Source organism: Algoriella xinjiangensis, assembly GCF_900115015.1.
GTDB classification, from domain to species: Bacteria; Bacteroidota; Bacteroidia; order Flavobacteriales; family Weeksellaceae; genus Empedobacter; species Empedobacter xinjiangensis.
In genome coordinates, this window is the sequence record NZ_FOUZ01000002.1 from 115,128 (window position 1) to 131,224 (window position 16,097).

The 16,097-nt window shown below is 29.3% G+C and carries 15 protein-coding genes; 7 read left to right on the plus strand and 8 right to left on the minus strand.

The features are described 5' to 3' along the window. Positions 1 to 37 precede the first annotated feature (37 nt). The 7 genes from BM072_RS02140 to BM072_RS02170 form a co-directional block, all read right to left on the minus strand. Positions 38 to 478 (minus strand): hypothetical protein, encoded by a 441-nt coding sequence (locus tag BM072_RS02140; RefSeq protein WP_092906105.1) that lies wholly within the window; start codon positions 476 to 478, stop codon positions 38 to 40. Further along, positions 459 to 2,264 (minus strand): excinuclease ABC subunit UvrC, encoded by a 1,806-nt coding sequence (gene uvrC, locus BM072_RS02145; protein ID WP_092906107.1) that lies wholly within the window; start codon positions 2,262 to 2,264, stop codon positions 459 to 461. Before uvrC ends, BM072_RS02140 begins: the two co-directional genes overlap by 20 nt. Then, complete coding sequence (locus tag BM072_RS02150; protein ID WP_092906109.1) at positions 2,261 to 5,374, minus strand: UvrD-helicase domain-containing protein; 3,114 nt, start codon at positions 5,372 to 5,374, stop codon at positions 2,261 to 2,263. Before BM072_RS02150 ends, uvrC begins: the two co-directional genes overlap by 4 nt. Positions 5,375 to 5,563: 189 nt before the next feature. Then, positions 5,564 to 7,126: a M56 family metallopeptidase gene (locus BM072_RS02155; RefSeq protein ID WP_092906111.1), complete on the minus strand. Its 1,563-nt coding sequence runs from the start codon at positions 7,124 to 7,126 to the stop codon at positions 5,564 to 5,566. A 3-nt stretch (positions 7,127 to 7,129) separates the two neighbouring features. Then, positions 7,130 to 7,507, minus strand: coding sequence for a BlaI/MecI/CopY family transcriptional regulator (locus BM072_RS02160; protein ID WP_092906113.1), 378 nt, complete (start codon positions 7,505 to 7,507; stop codon positions 7,130 to 7,132). Positions 7,508 to 7,647: 140 nt separating this feature from the next. After that, positions 7,648 to 8,232 (minus strand): porin family protein, encoded by a 585-nt coding sequence (locus BM072_RS02165; protein ID WP_092906115.1) that lies wholly within the window; start codon positions 8,230 to 8,232, stop codon positions 7,648 to 7,650. Between the two features lie 148 nt (positions 8,233 to 8,380). Further along, entirely contained in the window at positions 8,381 to 9,631 is a 1,251-nt protein-coding gene (locus BM072_RS02170; RefSeq protein ID WP_092906117.1) for a 3-deoxy-D-manno-octulosonic acid transferase, read from the minus strand. Between the two features lie 99 nt (positions 9,632 to 9,730). On the opposite strand from BM072_RS02170, the gene BM072_RS02175 reads away from it, so the two are divergent. The 3 genes from BM072_RS02175 to BM072_RS02185 all read left to right on the plus strand — a co-directional run bounded on the left by BM072_RS02175 (position 9,731) and on the right by BM072_RS02185 (position 12,367). Further along, positions 9,731 to 10,846, plus strand: coding sequence for a DegT/DnrJ/EryC1/StrS family aminotransferase (locus BM072_RS02175; protein ID WP_092906119.1), 1,116 nt, complete (start codon positions 9,731 to 9,733; stop codon positions 10,844 to 10,846). A gap of 99 nt (positions 10,847 to 10,945) precedes the next feature. Further along, positions 10,946 to 11,959, plus strand: a complete 1,014-nt coding sequence (gene galE / locus BM072_RS02180) for a UDP-glucose 4-epimerase GalE (protein WP_092906121.1) — start codon at positions 10,946 to 10,948, stop codon at positions 11,957 to 11,959. A gap of 3 nt (positions 11,960 to 11,962) precedes the next feature. Continuing rightward, entirely contained in the window at positions 11,963 to 12,367 is a 405-nt protein-coding gene (locus tag BM072_RS02185; protein WP_092906123.1) for an NUDIX hydrolase, read from the plus strand. A 56-nt stretch (positions 12,368 to 12,423) separates the two neighbouring features. On the opposite strand, the gene BM072_RS02190 is transcribed toward BM072_RS02185, so the two are convergent. Then, complete coding sequence (locus tag BM072_RS02190; protein WP_092906125.1) at positions 12,424 to 12,873, minus strand: copper resistance protein NlpE; 450 nt, start codon at positions 12,871 to 12,873, stop codon at positions 12,424 to 12,426. An 85-nt stretch (positions 12,874 to 12,958) separates the two neighbouring features. Between BM072_RS02190 and BM072_RS02195 the strand changes: the two genes are divergently transcribed. From BM072_RS02195 to BM072_RS02210, 4 genes are all read left to right on the plus strand, one after another. Next, entirely contained in the window at positions 12,959 to 13,468 is a 510-nt protein-coding gene (locus BM072_RS02195) for a methylated-DNA--[protein]-cysteine S-methyltransferase (protein WP_092906127.1), read from the plus strand. Positions 13,469 to 13,557: 89 nt separating this feature from the next. Further along, on the plus strand, positions 13,558 to 14,427 hold the full coding sequence (lipA, locus tag BM072_RS02200; protein WP_092906129.1) for a lipoyl synthase: 870 nt from the start codon (positions 13,558 to 13,560) through the stop codon (positions 14,425 to 14,427). 88 nt (positions 14,428 to 14,515) lie between these two features. Continuing rightward, the gene (locus tag BM072_RS02205; protein WP_092906131.1) at positions 14,516 to 15,295 is read left to right on the plus strand and encodes a GLPGLI family protein; all 780 of its coding nucleotides are present in this window, start codon (positions 14,516 to 14,518) and stop codon (positions 15,293 to 15,295) included. Positions 15,296 to 15,297: 2 nt separating this feature from the next. After that, the gene (locus BM072_RS02210; RefSeq protein ID WP_092906133.1) at positions 15,298 to 16,062 is read left to right on the plus strand and encodes a GLPGLI family protein; all 765 of its coding nucleotides are present in this window, start codon (positions 15,298 to 15,300) and stop codon (positions 16,060 to 16,062) included. Positions 16,063 to 16,097 lie beyond the last annotated feature (35 nt).

Below are 16,097 nucleotides of genomic sequence, written 5' to 3' on the forward strand. Positions count from 1 at the left end.
TTACTAAATTGTAAAGCAGTTTATATGTATAATTTTATTAGATTTCGTCGGTGTATAAATCGATAATAGGTCGTGGATCTTTTCGTTTGATTTGAGAAAACCAATACACAAAAATCCCTAATCCATTACCAAAAATAATTGCGATAATCCAAAATAATCGATCATCACTTTTTATTAAATTAGGATTTTTAACGGCGTGCACAACAAAATAAACGAATGAAATGACACCCGTAAAAAAACTCATTAATACCAAAAAGATAAAAATAATAAGGTTTCCTAGTAATGCACTTAATAGTGATTTAGAATTTCCCATGTGTCCCAATTGCGCATCAATAGTGCTAAACATGGAAAAGAAAATTCCAAAATAACTTAACAAGCCAAGTATAAATAAAGTGACTGGAACAATGGCCAAAATGGCTTGTAGTTTTGGATTGTTCAGTAGAGAAGTTAAATCTCTATCAATTAGTAGGTTTTTCATTAGAAAAATAATCTTTTACTTTTTTAGCTTTCGATTTTCCTATAACATCTGTTAATTCTAACAAAGATGCATTTTTTATTCGTTCTACCGATTTAAAATTTGTTAATAATTCTTTAATTGTTTGCGGTCCTATGCCATCAATTTCTTCTAAAACCGAATTAAACGCATTTTTACTTCGTCTATTTCTGTGGTTTGTGATTCCGTAACGGTGCGATTCATCGCGCACATGTTGCAAAACTTTCAACGTTTCCGAGTTTTTATCTAAATACAACGGATAAGGATCGTCGGGATAATAAATTTCCTCTAAACGCTTTGCAATTCCAATAACAGATACTTTTCCACGCAAGCCTAAACGATCAAGAGATTTTAGTGCAGAACTTAATTGTCCTTTTCCACCATCTATCAAAATAAGTTGAGGTAAAGGTTCGCCTTCGGCTATAACACGCGTATAACGACGTTCTATGACTTCTTCCATCGTTGCAAAATCATTTGGACCTTCAACGGTTTTAACATTAAAAATACGGTAATCTTTTTTGCTTGGTTTTCCATTTTTGAAAACCACACAAGCCGAAACAGGATTTGTACCTTGTATGTTTGAGTTATCAAAACCTTCGATATGTCGCGGTTCGGCAGGTAATCGTAAATCAATTTTCATTTGATTCATAATTCGATTTGTATGTCGATCTGGATCTACAATTTTGGTTTGTTTAAGTTGTTCTAAACGATAAATTCGCGTATTTTTTAACGACAAATCAATGATATGTTTTTTATCGCCAATTTTTGGAACCGTAATTTTTCTGTTCGGAATTTCTAAATTCAATTCAAACGGCACATATATTTCTTTTGAATTAAGATTAAATCGCTCCGAAAAATCAATAATTGCTCGTTCCAATAAATCTTCGTCCGTTTCGTCCAATTTCTTTTTCCATTCTTCTGTATACGATTGAATAATTGCGCCATGATAAATTTTCATGAAATTGACATACGCATATTCTTCGTCCGACGAAATCGAAAAAACATCTACATTAGTAATTGTAGGCGAAACAATGGTAGAACGTGCTTGGTAATTTTGCAACGATTCTATTTTTTCTTTTATGATTTGGGCTTTTTCAAACTTTAATTCCGAAGCATATTTTATCATTTGATCGATCAAATATTGTTTTGCTTCGTTAAATTCTCCTTTGATAATATTACGAATTGCAGTAATTTGTTCGTTATATTCTTCTTCGGTTTGATAACCTTCGCAAGGTCCCAAACAATTCCCGATATGATATTCTAAGCAAACTTTATATTTATCGTTTTCGATATTTTTTTCGCTTAAATCGTAGCTACAAGTTCTTATTTGGTACAATTCTTTGATTAATCCCAACAAAACTTTCATTGTTTTTACACTAGAATATGGACCAAAATATTCTGAACCATCTTTTATCACATTTCGTGTAGAAAATATACGAGGAAAACGTTCATTTTTAATGCAAATCCACGGATAGGTTTTGTCATCTTTTAAAAGAATATTGTAACGTGGTTTGTGTTCTTTTATCAAATTATTTTCTAAAAGCAACGCATCATATTCAGAATTAACATTGATGGTTTCTATCGTTTCAATATTACTAACTAAAACGCGCAAACGTTTAGAATCGTGTTGTTTATTGAAATATGAACTTACACGACGTTTCAGGTTTTTTGCCTTACCTATATAAAGTAAATCACCTTTTTTATTATAATATTGATAAACACCAGGCGAATCTGGTAAACTTGCTAATTTTAATTTGATATTTTCATTCATTCATTTACCTCTACAACATTAATTTTTTGCTGTTCATCATCAATGTAAATTAATATTTTAGATTGAATTGTATAACCTAATGATTTGAAAAAATCGGCATATCGATTAACTTGAAAATGATGATCTAAATCGGGTTGACCAGTTTTATAATCGATAATTGTACATTTATTTTCTTGATCAATCACCACACGATCGGCTCTGAAAATTTGTCCATTTTCGTCAATAAAATCTCGCTCATTCAACACCGTTAAATCGTCTGCAAAATATGGAACTAATTTAGCATCTTGTAACATATTTTCCAAGACATTTTGCAGATGCGCAACATTCTCCGCAGAAATAGTTCCGCGTTGTTTTTCTTGCTCAATAATTTTAGGCAAATCTTTTGCCGTAATAATTTGTGAAAGAATTGTATGCACCGTATTTCCAAATTCTGTAAACGCTAATTTTTGTTGTGCCTTTTCCGAATTTGTATTAATCACCAAACGCGTATTCCAATCCGAAGAATATATGGTTAATTCACTAGAAGATTGCTCTTTTTCTTTTGGAATAGAAACTCGTTCTGGCGAACCTTTCAAAATAATTTCATCTTCATGAAAACCTTTGTAATCAACAAATTCGTGTAAATAATTTGCAATATTTTTAGAAGCCGAATTTTCTTTTGGTTTTAACGCAATCATATACAACTGCTCTTTTGCGCGCGTTGTAGCAACATAAAGTGTATTAATTTCGTCTAATTGAACCAAATTTTCTTCTTCGTCAATTTTAGATTTAATTTCAGTATTCTGAATTGTTTTTAAATCATTATTTATGTTCACATAAAAAGTTTCGAAAGGGTTTTCATCACTTTTTTGCAACGGAATCCAGATTTTAGAACTTTTACTTTGCCAATCTAAAAACGGTAAAATAACAACCGGAAATTCTAAACCTTTAGATTTATGAATCGTCATAATTTGAATGGCATCCACACCTTTTGGCGTTTTGATACTTGATTTATCTTTTGCAGTTGACCAAAATTCTAAAAACGAATTTAAATCGGATTCATTTTTGGATGAATATTCTAAAATAACATCTAAAAAACTTAAAATATAAGCTGGCGAACGATTTTCTAATTTTAGAGTTCGGATTGTTTTTTCGGTAAAATCATACAACGATAAATTTTGGTCTTTAATAAAATCTAAATCAATCCCGATAGATTTTGTTAATTTTAAAAATGCTTTTAATCCATCTTTTAAAGCTTTTTCTACCGTAATTGTTAAATCATCTGTCACAAATAATTCAAGCTCGTAAGCAACCATCAAAAATCTAATTTTAGATTGTTCGTCCATTGGATTTGATGTGATTTTGAACAAATATTCTATCAATTGAATTTCGAACGAGTTTTTAAGCAATAAAGCTTCATTAGAAATTACAACCAATTCATTTTCGGTTAAAAATTTAGCCAACATAATTCCTTGCGCATTGCTACGAACTAAAATTGCAATATCGCTTAACGAAAAACTATTTGCTTGACATTCTTTGATGTAATTTAAAACTAATTCTAAATTTTTTTCTTTAAATAAATCTTTAGATCGACCTTCTTGCTCTATGAAATTTATTTTTACAAAACCGTTATTTTTGTCGTTTACATGCTGTTTATTTCCGATTTCGTATAAATGTTGAAAACTTGGTAAATTAAGTTGAGGCGCAATAAACGAGTATAATTCGTTATTAAATTCAATAATATTTTTATGGCTTCGCCAGTTTTTTTCTAATTCTTCGACCTTAATTTTTTCTTCTTCTTTTCGATCAATCAAATCAATCATTTGTGCAGGATTTCCTCCGCGCCAACGATAAATAGATTGTTTTGCATCGCCAACCAACATAATTGTATCGGATTGAGCGCGCGCATTTTCGACTAACGGATTTAGATTATTCCATTGCAACGTAGATGTATCCTGAAATTCATCAATAAAATAATGATTGTAGCGTGAACCAATTCTTTCGTAAATAAAATTTGCGGGTTGCTCTTGCAAATTTTTACTAATAATGGTATTGAACTCATTAATTAATAAAACATTTGAATCTTTTTTGATGGTATCCAACGATTTTTCAACTTCGTTAATCAAAGAAATTGACGAAATGTTTTTTTGAATAGATGTTAATAAAATCAGGTGATCGTTGATGCTTGCAGCTTTCTCAAATAACGTTTTGATTTGAGGAAAAATACTTTCTGCAATTGTATCTTTTACTTTTGATAAATATCCGTCATCATTAATATCTTTATTATTTGCATCGGTTGGAAGTATCATTCCGAAACCATCAAAATTCTTTAATTTCTGAAAGAAAGCAGCAATTCCTCTACTTTTTCCTGGTAATTCGTTTGTCGAAATTCCGTTGTTAGAAAGTAATTCAAAAAACTCATTTCCGACAACAATTAATCCATCTTTTAAAGCTTTTATGTCAGTATAAATTACTTTTCGGTAGTTGATAAATTCGTCTAACGAAATATTTTTCAGCTTTTCTAAATCTTGTAAATGTCGGTCATTCGAAATTTCATTGGTATCAGAAGAAAGTGATTTTCGGATGTCCCAAGATTTGTTGTCATCCATATTGTCCAACGCAATTTTTATCATGGTTTGCGTTAGTTTTTCGTCTTCTCCAATTTTAGAATACAATAAATCTACCGATTCGTTAATGATTTCTGAGGTATTCATTTCTACATCAAAATTCATCGAAAGACCTAAATCTTGCGCAAAAGATTTCATTAAGCGCAAATTAAATTTATCAATTGTAGAAATAGAAAATTTTGAATAATTATGAAGAATCGCAATTAAGATATTGTACGATTTTGTTTTGATGATTTCTGGTTTCAGATTTAACTCTTTGGCTAATTCTGTAATATAAAAATCTTCTGCAGGTTTTGGATTTCTTGCAATTTCTTCGAGTGTTTCTATGATACGCTCTTTCATTTCGTTTGCCGCTTTATTTGTAAAAGTGATGGCTAATATATGTTCGAAATGATAATCGCTTTCGTTTGCTAATAATAACGAAATAAATTCTTTTACTAAAGTGTATGTTTTACCTGCACCAGCGGATGCATTGTAAATCTTGAAATCGCCTGCTTGTAACACTATCCAAATTTTTTAGAAAGTTAATAATTTACAACAAGAATAAAAAGTTGCAAAGCCAAACAATGACGCACAAAAAAAGGAAGTCTGAGAAAAACTTCCTTTTTTCTAAATGTTATAAAAAAATAACTAATTACGATTTATTAATATAGAACACTATATTGTAAATATTATTGTGTATCGTTTGAGAAATTATTTTTTCAGATTTTTTTTCTGTTTTTTCACACTTTTTTCTAGTTCTTTAATTTGATTTTTGGTAATTTCTTCAGTCAGTTTTAACTGTTTTATTTGGTTTTGTAAATCTGTTGTAGAATTTTTATTGTTTTTTGAGAAATAAATTGGATCAATATCAGAATTAATTATATTATGTACTACACCATTTTTGGTATACATTGTAATAGAAATCGGTTTTAAATCTTGATTATTATTTTTTGTAAGTATATCCAAATTTTTATCATCAAAATTATATTCGATAGAATCATTTATAATCACAATTTTTTTGCCGTTTAATCTTCTAACATTAATTGTTTTAATGTCTTTAGGATGTAAATCACTTAGCTTCTTTTTTAAATCTTCTGTTAATAATTCGTTTGTTTTTAAATTTTTTATTTGAATTACTTTTGTGTCGCTAGGTGTAAAGTTAGAATTTACATAATACTTTGTTGTGTCATTATTTTTCTTTGTAATAACTACTAAATTTTCTTTTTTATTAACGTCAATTGATTTAATATCAGTAGGATTAATTTTTTTAAGAGAATCTTTAGGATTAATACTAAAAGTACCAATTTGTGTAATTGTATCTTTATTTTTATCTGGTTTGATTTGGAATATTAATTTAGCTTGTGGTTCAACAGGTTTTTCTAAAGCTTGTTCAACTTTTTGTGCATTTTGTTCAACTTTTTGCGCAAATGTTTTTTGACTAAATAAAACAAATGCAGATAAAATGAATGGAAAAGTAGCAAAAGATAACATTTTGACTTTTTGTTTAGATGTATTTTTTGTCATCATAAGTAAACGTTTTTTGGTTAATATAAAATTGAAATGACTTGCCATAATTGATGGATTTTGAGCAGCAATGCAATCCAAAATTTGATGTTGATATGTTTTTACATCATTATTTTGCATTAAAACATATTCATCTGCAAGAAATTCGTGATTTAACTTGATTGATTTTTTATAGAAATACACAAAAGGATTAAACCAAAAAATAATTTGAAAAATCTCGATTAACAAAATATCAAAACTATGTTTTTGAATACAATGCGCTTTTTCGTGATCTATTAAATTTTGATGTAAATCATTTATTTGCTTTTTTGGAATAAAAATATATTTCCAAAAACTGTAAGGTTGTTCTGCTTCAAGATCTAAAATATAAGTGATTTTATAATCTTCGAGTTTTTCTTCCGTTTTTATTTTAAACATTAATTCGTATAAATTATATAAGAATCTTCCGAGTAAAATTATTCCGATTATTAAATAAATAATGTTTAAAATATCACCAAAATTCCAACTATTTTCTTGTTCTAATAATTCAGGATTTTGCATCAACCAACTCAAAAGCTCAGGCGAAATATTGGTTTGTTCTGCTGTAATTGGCACATGTATTTTATAAAATGGTGCTATTAGAGCAAAAATTAGAGCAAATAGTAAATAAAATCGGTTGATTTTATACATGCTCTCGCGTTCTAAGAATAATTTATAATACGAATATAAAAAACCAGAACAAAGTATAAATTTGATTAAATACGCAATCATACGCTATTTCTTTTTACGGTCTATTTCATTGTCAATTATCGCACGTAATTTTTCTAATTCTTCTACCGACATATTGTTTGACTTTGCAAAAAACGAAGCAAATTGTGAAGTTGAATTATTAAAAAAATTACTAATCATTCCTTTTACTTCTTTTGTAAAGTAATCGTCTTTTTTAACCAAAGCAAAATATCTTCTCGAGTTTCCCATTTGCTCGTAATCAATATAACCTTTGTCATACATTCTTTTTAGTAGGGTAGAAATGGTGGTATTTGCAGGTTTTGGATCATCATAAGAATCAATAATATCTTTTGCAAAAACATGTTTTCCGCTCCAAATAACTTCCATTACTTTTTCTTCTTTTTTAGATAGTTTTATTTTCATATCTACAATTGTGTTTCTTGTTCTACAAATGTAGATTAAAAAATAAATTATCCAAATTATTTTGTAAATATTTAACAATTAGACATAAAAAAAGGAACTTAATTAAGTTCCTTTTAATAAATATGTTATAATTTAAGAAATTACATTTCCATTAATTTATACGCTACACCAATACTAAAATATGTATTTGTTGTACTTTTAGAAGCTGGATCGTGATTAATATCAGTTAATCCTTTTGTAAAGCGCGCATTTATTTCTAACTCATCAGTTACTTTATAACCTGCACCAAAGTTTAAACCAAAATCAAATGTTTTATAGTTATCTGTAATTGGTTCTTTAGATTTTATATTATTGAATTCTTTTTTTTCTTTAGCAGAAACTAAAAATCCTAATTGTGGACCAAATTCAAGATTTAATCCTTCCATAATTTCATAACGTCCCATTAATGGAATATTGATATTATGTGTAACAATTTTTTTATCACCACCATCATGTCTTTTTATTCCAGTACCTTGTTTAGAATATAATAATTCTGGTTGAAAACTAATTTGATCTGTAATTTTGTAGTTTGCAAAACCACCTACATAAAAATCTGTTCTAAATTTAGCACTTTCAGTACCCGATAATGTTGGGAAGTTAAGTCCTCCTTTTACACCTAAATCAATTTGTGCGTTTGCTGCACTTATTCCTCCAAAAAGTGCTATTCCTAAGATTAGTTTTTTCATGTTTTATTTTGTTTATTACTTTAGCGATTGTTATTTATATTGCAAAAGTAAAATTTTGTTCATAGTAAACGATTAATAATAAATCAATAATCTGTTAATTGTAACAATTTTTATGCCTTTTTTGTTAAAATTCTGTAAAAATTAAGATTTATAAAATTTCTTTTAAATAATTCATAATCATTTTTGTGGCATTTGGAGAATTTTGAACAAAATCTCCCGCTTTTTTTCCAGCATCATTTCTGAAGTTTTCGTCATTCATTAATTGATTCATAATTTCATTAAACTCGTGTTGATTAGCAATCGTAAAACCACCACCAACTTCAATTAAATCTACGGCTTCTTGAAATTTCTTATATTTTGGACCAAAAACAACCGGATTACCAAATGTAACAGCTTCTAATGTATTGTGAATTCCAGCACCAAATCCGCCACCAATATACGTTATGTCTGCGTACGAATATACTTTAGATAAAACGCCAATTGTATTTAAAATAAAAACTTTCGCATCATTTAAATCTTGTGTCGATGTTTTTTCTAAATCCGAAAATTTGATAGTTTTTTGATTTATTTTCGCAATAAAATGGTTGATTTCTGCTTCATTAAGATTGTGAGGCGCAAAAAGAATTTTCCAATCATTGTTTAGTTTTTGATTAATCAATTCAATAAATAATTCTTCATCTTTTGGCCAAGAACTTCCAACTACAATTAATTTAGAATTTGCTTTAAAATGATCCATGAAATCCAATTGATTATTTTGATGAATAATCTGTTTTACACGATCAAAACGCGTGTCGCCAGCAATTGTACTTTGCGAAATATGAATAGAATCTAATAACATTTTTGACTTTTTATTCTGAATAAAGAAATGATTAATCAAATTTAATTTCTTCGCAAACCAATTATTTCCGTTGTTTTTAAAGAAATTTTGTTTTTCTCTAAAAATTGCAGAAACAACAATTGTCGGAATATTTTGTTGATGTAATTCGCTAATCAAATTAAACCAATATTCGTATTTGACTAAAATTAAAATCTCGGGATGTAGAATTTTAATCAACTTTTTTGCATTAGATTTTGTGTCCAAAGGCAAATAAAAAATAAGATCTGCACCTTGATAATTTTTACGAATTTCGTAACCTGATGGCGAAAAAAATGAAACGGCAATTTTATGTTCTGGATAGTTTTCGCGTAAAGCTTCAATCACAGGACGACCTTGCTCAAACTCGCCTAATGAAGAACAATGTACCCATAAAACTTTATCAGTTTTAGATAATTTAGAAGCTATTTTTTCTTCCCAGTTTTTTCTTCCATCAACCCAAAGTTTTGCTTTTTCATTAAAATTTGAGGCCAATTTTAGCGCCATTCCGTACGCCTTAATTGAAGTGTTGTAAAATCCTTGCACAATCTTGCAAAGTTAAAAATTTAGATTTAGCTTTTTTTGTACATTTGTGGTAATAATAACGACTTTTTTTAGTTTGTTGATTTATAGATTCATTAAGACATGAAAAAAATACAAATGGTTGACTTACAAAGTCAATACCAAAAAATAAAAGATGATGTAGACGCGGCAATCTTAAATGTTTTAGATTCGGCAGCATTTGTAAATGGTCCGGAAGTAAAACAATTTGAAACTGAATTGCAAGAATACTTAAATGTAAAACACGTTATTCCTTGTGGAAACGGTACAGATGCGTTACAAATTGCATTGATGGCTTTAGGTTTAGAGCCAGGTGATGAGGTAATTACTGCAGATTTTACATTTGCGGCAACTGTAGAGGTAATTGATTTATTAAAGTTAAGTTCTATTTTGGTTGATGTAGATTATGATACATTTACAGTAGATACGGATAAATTAAAAGCTGCTATTACACCAAAAACAAAAGCAATTATTCCAGTTCATTTATTTGGACAATGTTCAAATATGGACGAGATTATGGCAATTGCAAAAGAACATAATTTATATGTTATAGAAGATACAGCGCAAGCTATTGGAGCAGATTACAAAGGTAAAAAAGCTGGTACAATAGGAGATATTGGTTGTACATCTTTCTTTCCATCTAAAAACTTAGGTTGTTATGGTGACGGAGGAGCAATTTTTACAAATGATGATGATATTGCACATCGTTTACGCGGAATTGTAAACCATGGTATGTACAAACGTTATTATCATGATGAAGTAGGAGTTAACTCTCGTTTAGATTCTGTTCAAGCAGCAGTTTTACGTCGTAAATTACCTTTATTAAACGATTATAATGCAGCGCGTAATGCAGCGGCTGCAGCTTATACAGAAGCTTTTGAAGATATTGATGAGTTATTAACACCTGTAAAAGGTGATGATACAACACATGTATTTCATCAATATACATTGCGTGTTACAAACGGAAAACGTAATGAATTACAAGCATTTTTAACTGGAAAAGATATTCCTGCAATGATTTATTATCCAGTGCCATTGCGCAAACAAAAAGCGTATGATAACGGACATTATAATGATGCAGATTTCCCGAATACAAACAAATTGGTAGAAGAAGTAATGTCTTTACCAATGCATACAGAATTAGATGATGAGCAATTAACTTATATTACATCTGCTGTAAGAGAATTTTTTGGTAAATAATATTATTCAATAAATAGATATAAAAAGCTTCTGAATGTTTCAGAAGCTTTTTTATTTTCCTAAATTTGAAGTACAATCAAAAGGCTTTAAAAATAGATAATGAGTAAAATATTAGTAACAGGAGGTTTAGGATATATTGGTTCGCATACAGTTGTAGCATTGCAAAATGCAGGTTACGAAGTTGTAATTATTGATGATTTATCAAACACAGATATAGATTTTTTGGATAGAATAACATCTATCACGAATATCAAACCAACTTATTTTGAAATTGATTTAAAGAATCAAGAAAAGGTAAACGAGTTTTTTCAACAAAATAAAGTTGATGGTATTATTCATTTCGCAGCATATAAAGCTGTTGGCGAATCGGTAGAAAAACCATTGATGTATTATCGTAATAATTTGGTTGGTTTATTAAATGTTTTGGATGCGATGAAAGATTTTGATACGGATAATATCATTTTCAGTTCATCTTGTACAGTGTATGGACAGGCAGATAAGATGCCAATTGACGAAAAAACACCATTAAAGAAACCTGAATCACCATACGGAAAAACGAAACAAATGGGCGAAGAAATTCTAGAAGATTTTTCTTCAGCATTTGATAAAAATGTAATTTGTTTACGCTATTTTAATCCAGTAGGAGCACATCAAACTGCAAAAATTGGAGAATTACCAAAAGGTGTTCCTAATAATTTAATTCCGTACGTAACGCAAACTGCGGCTGGTATTCGCGAGACTTTGTCTGTTTGGGGAGATGATTATCCGACAAGAGATGGAACTGCAATTCGTGATTATATTGATGTAAATGATTTGGCTGATGCACACGTAAAAGCAATTAATCGTTTGGTTGAGAAGAAAAATAAATCAAAGTTAGAGTTTTTTAATCTTGGTACAGGAACGGGTTCTACGGTTTTAGAAGTTGTAAATGCGTTTGAGAATGCAAATTATTTAAAACTAAATTATCAAATAAAAGAGCGTCGCGCAGGTGATATTATTGAAGCGTATGCGGATAATTCTTTTGCAGAAAACGAACTTGGTTGGCAACCAAAAACTACGCTTGCCGAAAGTATGCGAACAGCTTGGGAATGGCAAAAAGGATTAGAAAAATAGAAAATGATTCAACTACCAACAGTAGGTTTATTGGTGATTAAAGAGAATAAACTTTTGTTAACATATAGTCGAAACAAAAAAGCGTGGTATTTGCCAGGTGGAAAAATAGATGATAGCGAAACTTCACTATCGGCGCTTGTTCGAGAGATTAAAGAAGAATTGAGTTTAGATTTAATCGAAGAAAATTTAAACTATTATTGTCACATTACTGCCGAAGCGTTTGGCGAAAATAATTTGTTGATGGAACAAGATTGTTATTTGTACCAACTTAACGAAGAAATAAAACCAACCAACGAAATAGAAGCGGTAAACTATTTTAGTTTTGATGACTATTTAAAAGAAGAAATACAAGTAATTGGCGTAATCAAAGTTTTTGAAAACTTAAAAAAAGACAATTTACTGCATTAAAATAATTTCAAAAATAAAAAGCAATCTCAATTAAGAAGATTGCTTTTTTGTTTTTATTATTTTACTTTTTTCAAGATGTATTTATCTTTCAAATTTCCTGTAATTTCTTTTGCTTCTTGATCTAAAACTTTCAAGCGATTTTCTTCAACTTTTAAGACCAATGGACTAATGTTAGAATTTAAATATAAAATACTACCAGAAGCATCCCATTTGTAAAAACCTTCGTCCTGGTAAACCGTTTCTTTTCCTAAATATTCTTGCTCAATAAAAAAGTTTCCATCTTTTTTCAATTCAACACTATATTTTATTCCTTCGCAATCTGCACAAGGCAACGTACCAACGTAATTTCCTGCCCAATCCAAAGAGTTCATCGCATTATGTTCTTTAGCTTCTGCAGCAACTTCTGCTTTGGTTTCAGTTTTATTTTCTTCGTTTTGCACACCTTTTGATTGGCAAGAAAATAATAAAATAGATGCGAAAATACTCGCAAAAATAGATCTTTTCATCAGTAGAATTTATGATATTTTTAACAACAATATTGATGCCAAATAACGGATATATTTTTCTAACTTTCAATTAAAATTTAATAAAATGTTCAGCTCAAAAAATATTACAACTCCAATAGGAGAAATGCTTGCAATACGAACAGAAAAAGGACTTTGTTTGCTGGAGTTTTTGGATGGTAAAACAACCGAAAAACAATTGAAAGAATTAGGTGATATAGATGAAATAATAGAAGCAGAGAATGATATTTTATTAAATAATTTAGAACAAGAATTGAAATTATATTTTGAAGGAAATTTAAAAGAATTTAAAACACCAATTGATTTTATCGGAACTGATTTTCAGAAAAAAGTTTGGGAAGAATTGGTTAAAATTCCTTTCGGTGAAACACGATCATACAAAGCACAGTCAATTGCAGTTGGCGATATTTTAGCGATAAGAGCTGTTGCAAATGCAAATGGTAAAAACAAAATTTCTATTTTGGTCCCATGTCATCGTGTTATTGGCTCGGACGGTTCGTTAACTGGTTTTGCGGGTGGAAAACATAGAAAACAGTTTTTGTTAGAGTTAGAATCTAATCAAATTCAGCTTTTTTAAAAGTATAATCAATACAATATTTTCTATCATTGTATCGTATAAAAACTTCAAAAAAATAATTGTAAATTAGCCAATCAGAAAAGTAACGTATGAGTGTTGAGTTAAGACCGGACGGAAGAGTTAAAAAACCAGAATGGTTACGCGTAAAATTACCAACTGGGAAAAAACATAGAGAACTAAGAGGCTTAGTTGATAAATATAAATTGAATACCATTTGCCAAAGTGGAAGTTGTCCTAATATGGGCGAATGTTGGGGCGAAGGAACTGCAACATTTATGATTTTGGGAAATGTGTGTACACGTTCGTGTGGTTTTTGTGGTGTAAAAACAGGTCGTCCAGAACAAGTGGATTGGGCTGAGCCAGAAAAAGTGGCGCGTTCTATCAAATTAATGCAAATAAAACATGCTGTTTTAACTTCGGTTGACCGTGATGATTTAAAAGATATGGGTTCTATTATTTGGGCAGAAACAATTCATGCAGTGCGCAGAATTAGTCCAGGTACAACAATGGAAACATTGATTCCGGATTTTCAAGGAATGGAAAAACATATTGATCGTATTATCGCAGCTGGTCCAGAAGTACTTTCTCATAATATGGAAACGGTTCGTCGTTTAACGCGCGAAGTTCGTATACAAGCCAAATATGATCGTAGTTTAGAGGTTTTACGTTATGCAAAAGAAGCAGGACAACCTCGTACAAAAACAGGAATTATGTTAGGACTTGGAGAGTTTGAAGATGAGGTTTTCGAAACAATTCAAGAAGTAGCAAACGCAAATGTAGATGTTATTACAATTGGTCAATATTTACAACCAACAAAAAAACATTTACCATTAAAAGAATTTATTACGCCAGAGCAATTTAAGAAATACGAAGATTTTGCAAAAGGTTTAGGTTTCCGTCATGTAGAATCAGGACCATTGGTTCGTTCTTCTTATCATGCAGAAAAACATATTCACTAAAGAGAAAAAAAAAAATTAAACAATAATAAAAAAAGAGATGCAGTTTTTGTGTCTCTTTTTTTTATATTTAATTCTAAATTAAACTACTATGAAAAATTTATTGTATTTGATATTATTGTTCTCCATTTCTGCAAAAGCACAGATTTATGAAGTATTGGTTGATACAAAACATCAAACTATATATTCAGAAAAAGGATTAGAATTTTTTAATGAAATAAAAGAAGTAGATGCAAGAAAATGGAATATCGAACAAAATTCGAATCCACCAGTTCTTAATTTTAAAATTATAGCAGATAAAAACAATTTGAACATTTCAGAATTAGATAAAATCAATAATTCACAAGAAAATACAGGTTCAATAAAAAAGTCTGTTCCTAATTTGCCTTTTGGTTTTAGTGCGGTTAATTATAAAGATGCATTTGCACTAAGACCTGTTGATGTTTATGGCAAAAAATATATAGAAAAAGCAGAATTAAAAGAATTAGATTGGAAAATCGAGAATGAATTTAAAGAAATTTTAGGCTATAAAGTTCAAAAAGCAACTTCAAAATATCAAAATTTTGATGTAATTATTTGGTTTACGAAAGATATAAAGCTGAATTTTATGCCTGCATATAATATAAAACCAATTGATGGATTTGTTTTGGAAATGCAATATGTAATAGAAAATGAGAGTGGAAAAATGTTGAATACAATTTACGTAACTTCATTAAAAGAAATAAAAAAATATACGTTTAAATCTCCTATAGCGGAATTAGGAAAGAAAAATAATATTGTATCTTCTGATGAATTAGATAAAATTTACGAAGAAGCCAACAAAAAACGAAACGAAATGTATAACCAAGATAATGGCGTAGATAAAAAATAAGTATGAAAAAATTAATAGCACTATTACTCTTCATCTCAACTTTTGCAAAAGCACAGATTTATGAAGTAGAATATGAAACTCATGTAAGTTATATCTATAACGAAAAAGGGATAGAAGAATTAAAACAATCTGAACCAAATGTTATCGAGCGTAGTAAAACTATAGAAGCAAATACTAATCCGTCAAAAGAATATTTTCGTTTCATTTTTAACGAGAAAGAAGCTAATGTATCTTACATTAAAAAAGTAACTAATGGACAAGGAGAAATTGCCCGTTTTATTATGGTTCCAACAAATTTTAACATGAATTATAGTTATTTTGATTTTGAAAAAAATACGTATTTAGAAGAACGAGATTTATATGGAAAAAAGTTTTTAATTGAGAATAATTTTAAACAATTAGAGTTTATTGATACCGGAAAAACAAAGACTATATTGGGCTATTTAACTAAAGAGGCGACTTATTCTAAAGATAATTTCAAAATTGCGGTTTGGTATGCGCCAGATTTCAAAAAGAATTATAATGTGGATATTTATACAGGAGTAAATGGATTAATTTTAGAAGAAACAATTCTCGAAACTTATGATAAAGGAGATAGAATTACTAAAATTGAAGCCATAAAAATAAAAGAAATTAAGAAAACAAAAATCTTAAAACCTACCAAAGGAGAAAAAGTTACGGATCAAGAATTTAACGTTATTATGAAAGAGGTTAACAAAAAACGAGACGAATTGTACGAACAAACGAATGGTGTAGATAAAAAATAAAGAAACTTAAAATCATAAATAGAACTTGCTTAACT

What these genes read in the sequence shown, in the direction of transcription:
- BM072_RS02140 (WP_092906105.1), bottom strand. Translation starts at nt 478, where the DNA reads ATGAAAAACCTACTAATTGATAGAGATTTAACTTCTCTACTGAACAAT.
- uvrC (WP_092906107.1), bottom strand. Translation starts at nt 2,264, where the DNA reads ATGAATGAAAATATCAAATTAAAATTAGCAAGTTTACCAGATTCGCCT.
- BM072_RS02155 (WP_092906111.1), bottom strand. Translation starts at nt 7,126, where the DNA reads ATGATTGCGTATTTAATCAAATTTATACTTTGTTCTGGTTTTTTATAT.
- BM072_RS02160 (WP_092906113.1), bottom strand. Translation starts at nt 7,507, where the DNA reads ATGAAAATAAAACTATCTAAAAAAGAAGAAAAAGTAATGGAAGTTATT.
- BM072_RS02165 (WP_092906115.1), bottom strand. Translation starts at nt 8,232, where the DNA reads ATGAAAAAACTAATCTTAGGAATAGCACTTTTTGGAGGAATAAGTGCA.
- BM072_RS02175 (WP_092906119.1), top strand. Translation starts at nt 9,731, where the DNA reads ATGAAAAAAATACAAATGGTTGACTTACAAAGTCAATACCAAAAAATA.
- galE (WP_092906121.1), top strand. Translation starts at nt 10,946, where the DNA reads ATGAGTAAAATATTAGTAACAGGAGGTTTAGGATATATTGGTTCGCAT.
- BM072_RS02185 (WP_092906123.1), top strand. Translation starts at nt 11,963, where the DNA reads ATGATTCAACTACCAACAGTAGGTTTATTGGTGATTAAAGAGAATAAA.
- BM072_RS02190 (WP_092906125.1), bottom strand. Translation starts at nt 12,873, where the DNA reads ATGAAAAGATCTATTTTTGCGAGTATTTTCGCATCTATTTTATTATTT.
- BM072_RS02195 (WP_092906127.1), top strand. Translation starts at nt 12,959, where the DNA reads ATGTTCAGCTCAAAAAATATTACAACTCCAATAGGAGAAATGCTTGCA.
- lipA (WP_092906129.1), top strand. Translation starts at nt 13,558, where the DNA reads ATGAGTGTTGAGTTAAGACCGGACGGAAGAGTTAAAAAACCAGAATGG.
- BM072_RS02205 (WP_092906131.1), top strand. Translation starts at nt 14,516, where the DNA reads ATGAAAAATTTATTGTATTTGATATTATTGTTCTCCATTTCTGCAAAA.
- BM072_RS02210 (WP_092906133.1), top strand. Translation starts at nt 15,298, where the DNA reads ATGAAAAAATTAATAGCACTATTACTCTTCATCTCAACTTTTGCAAAA.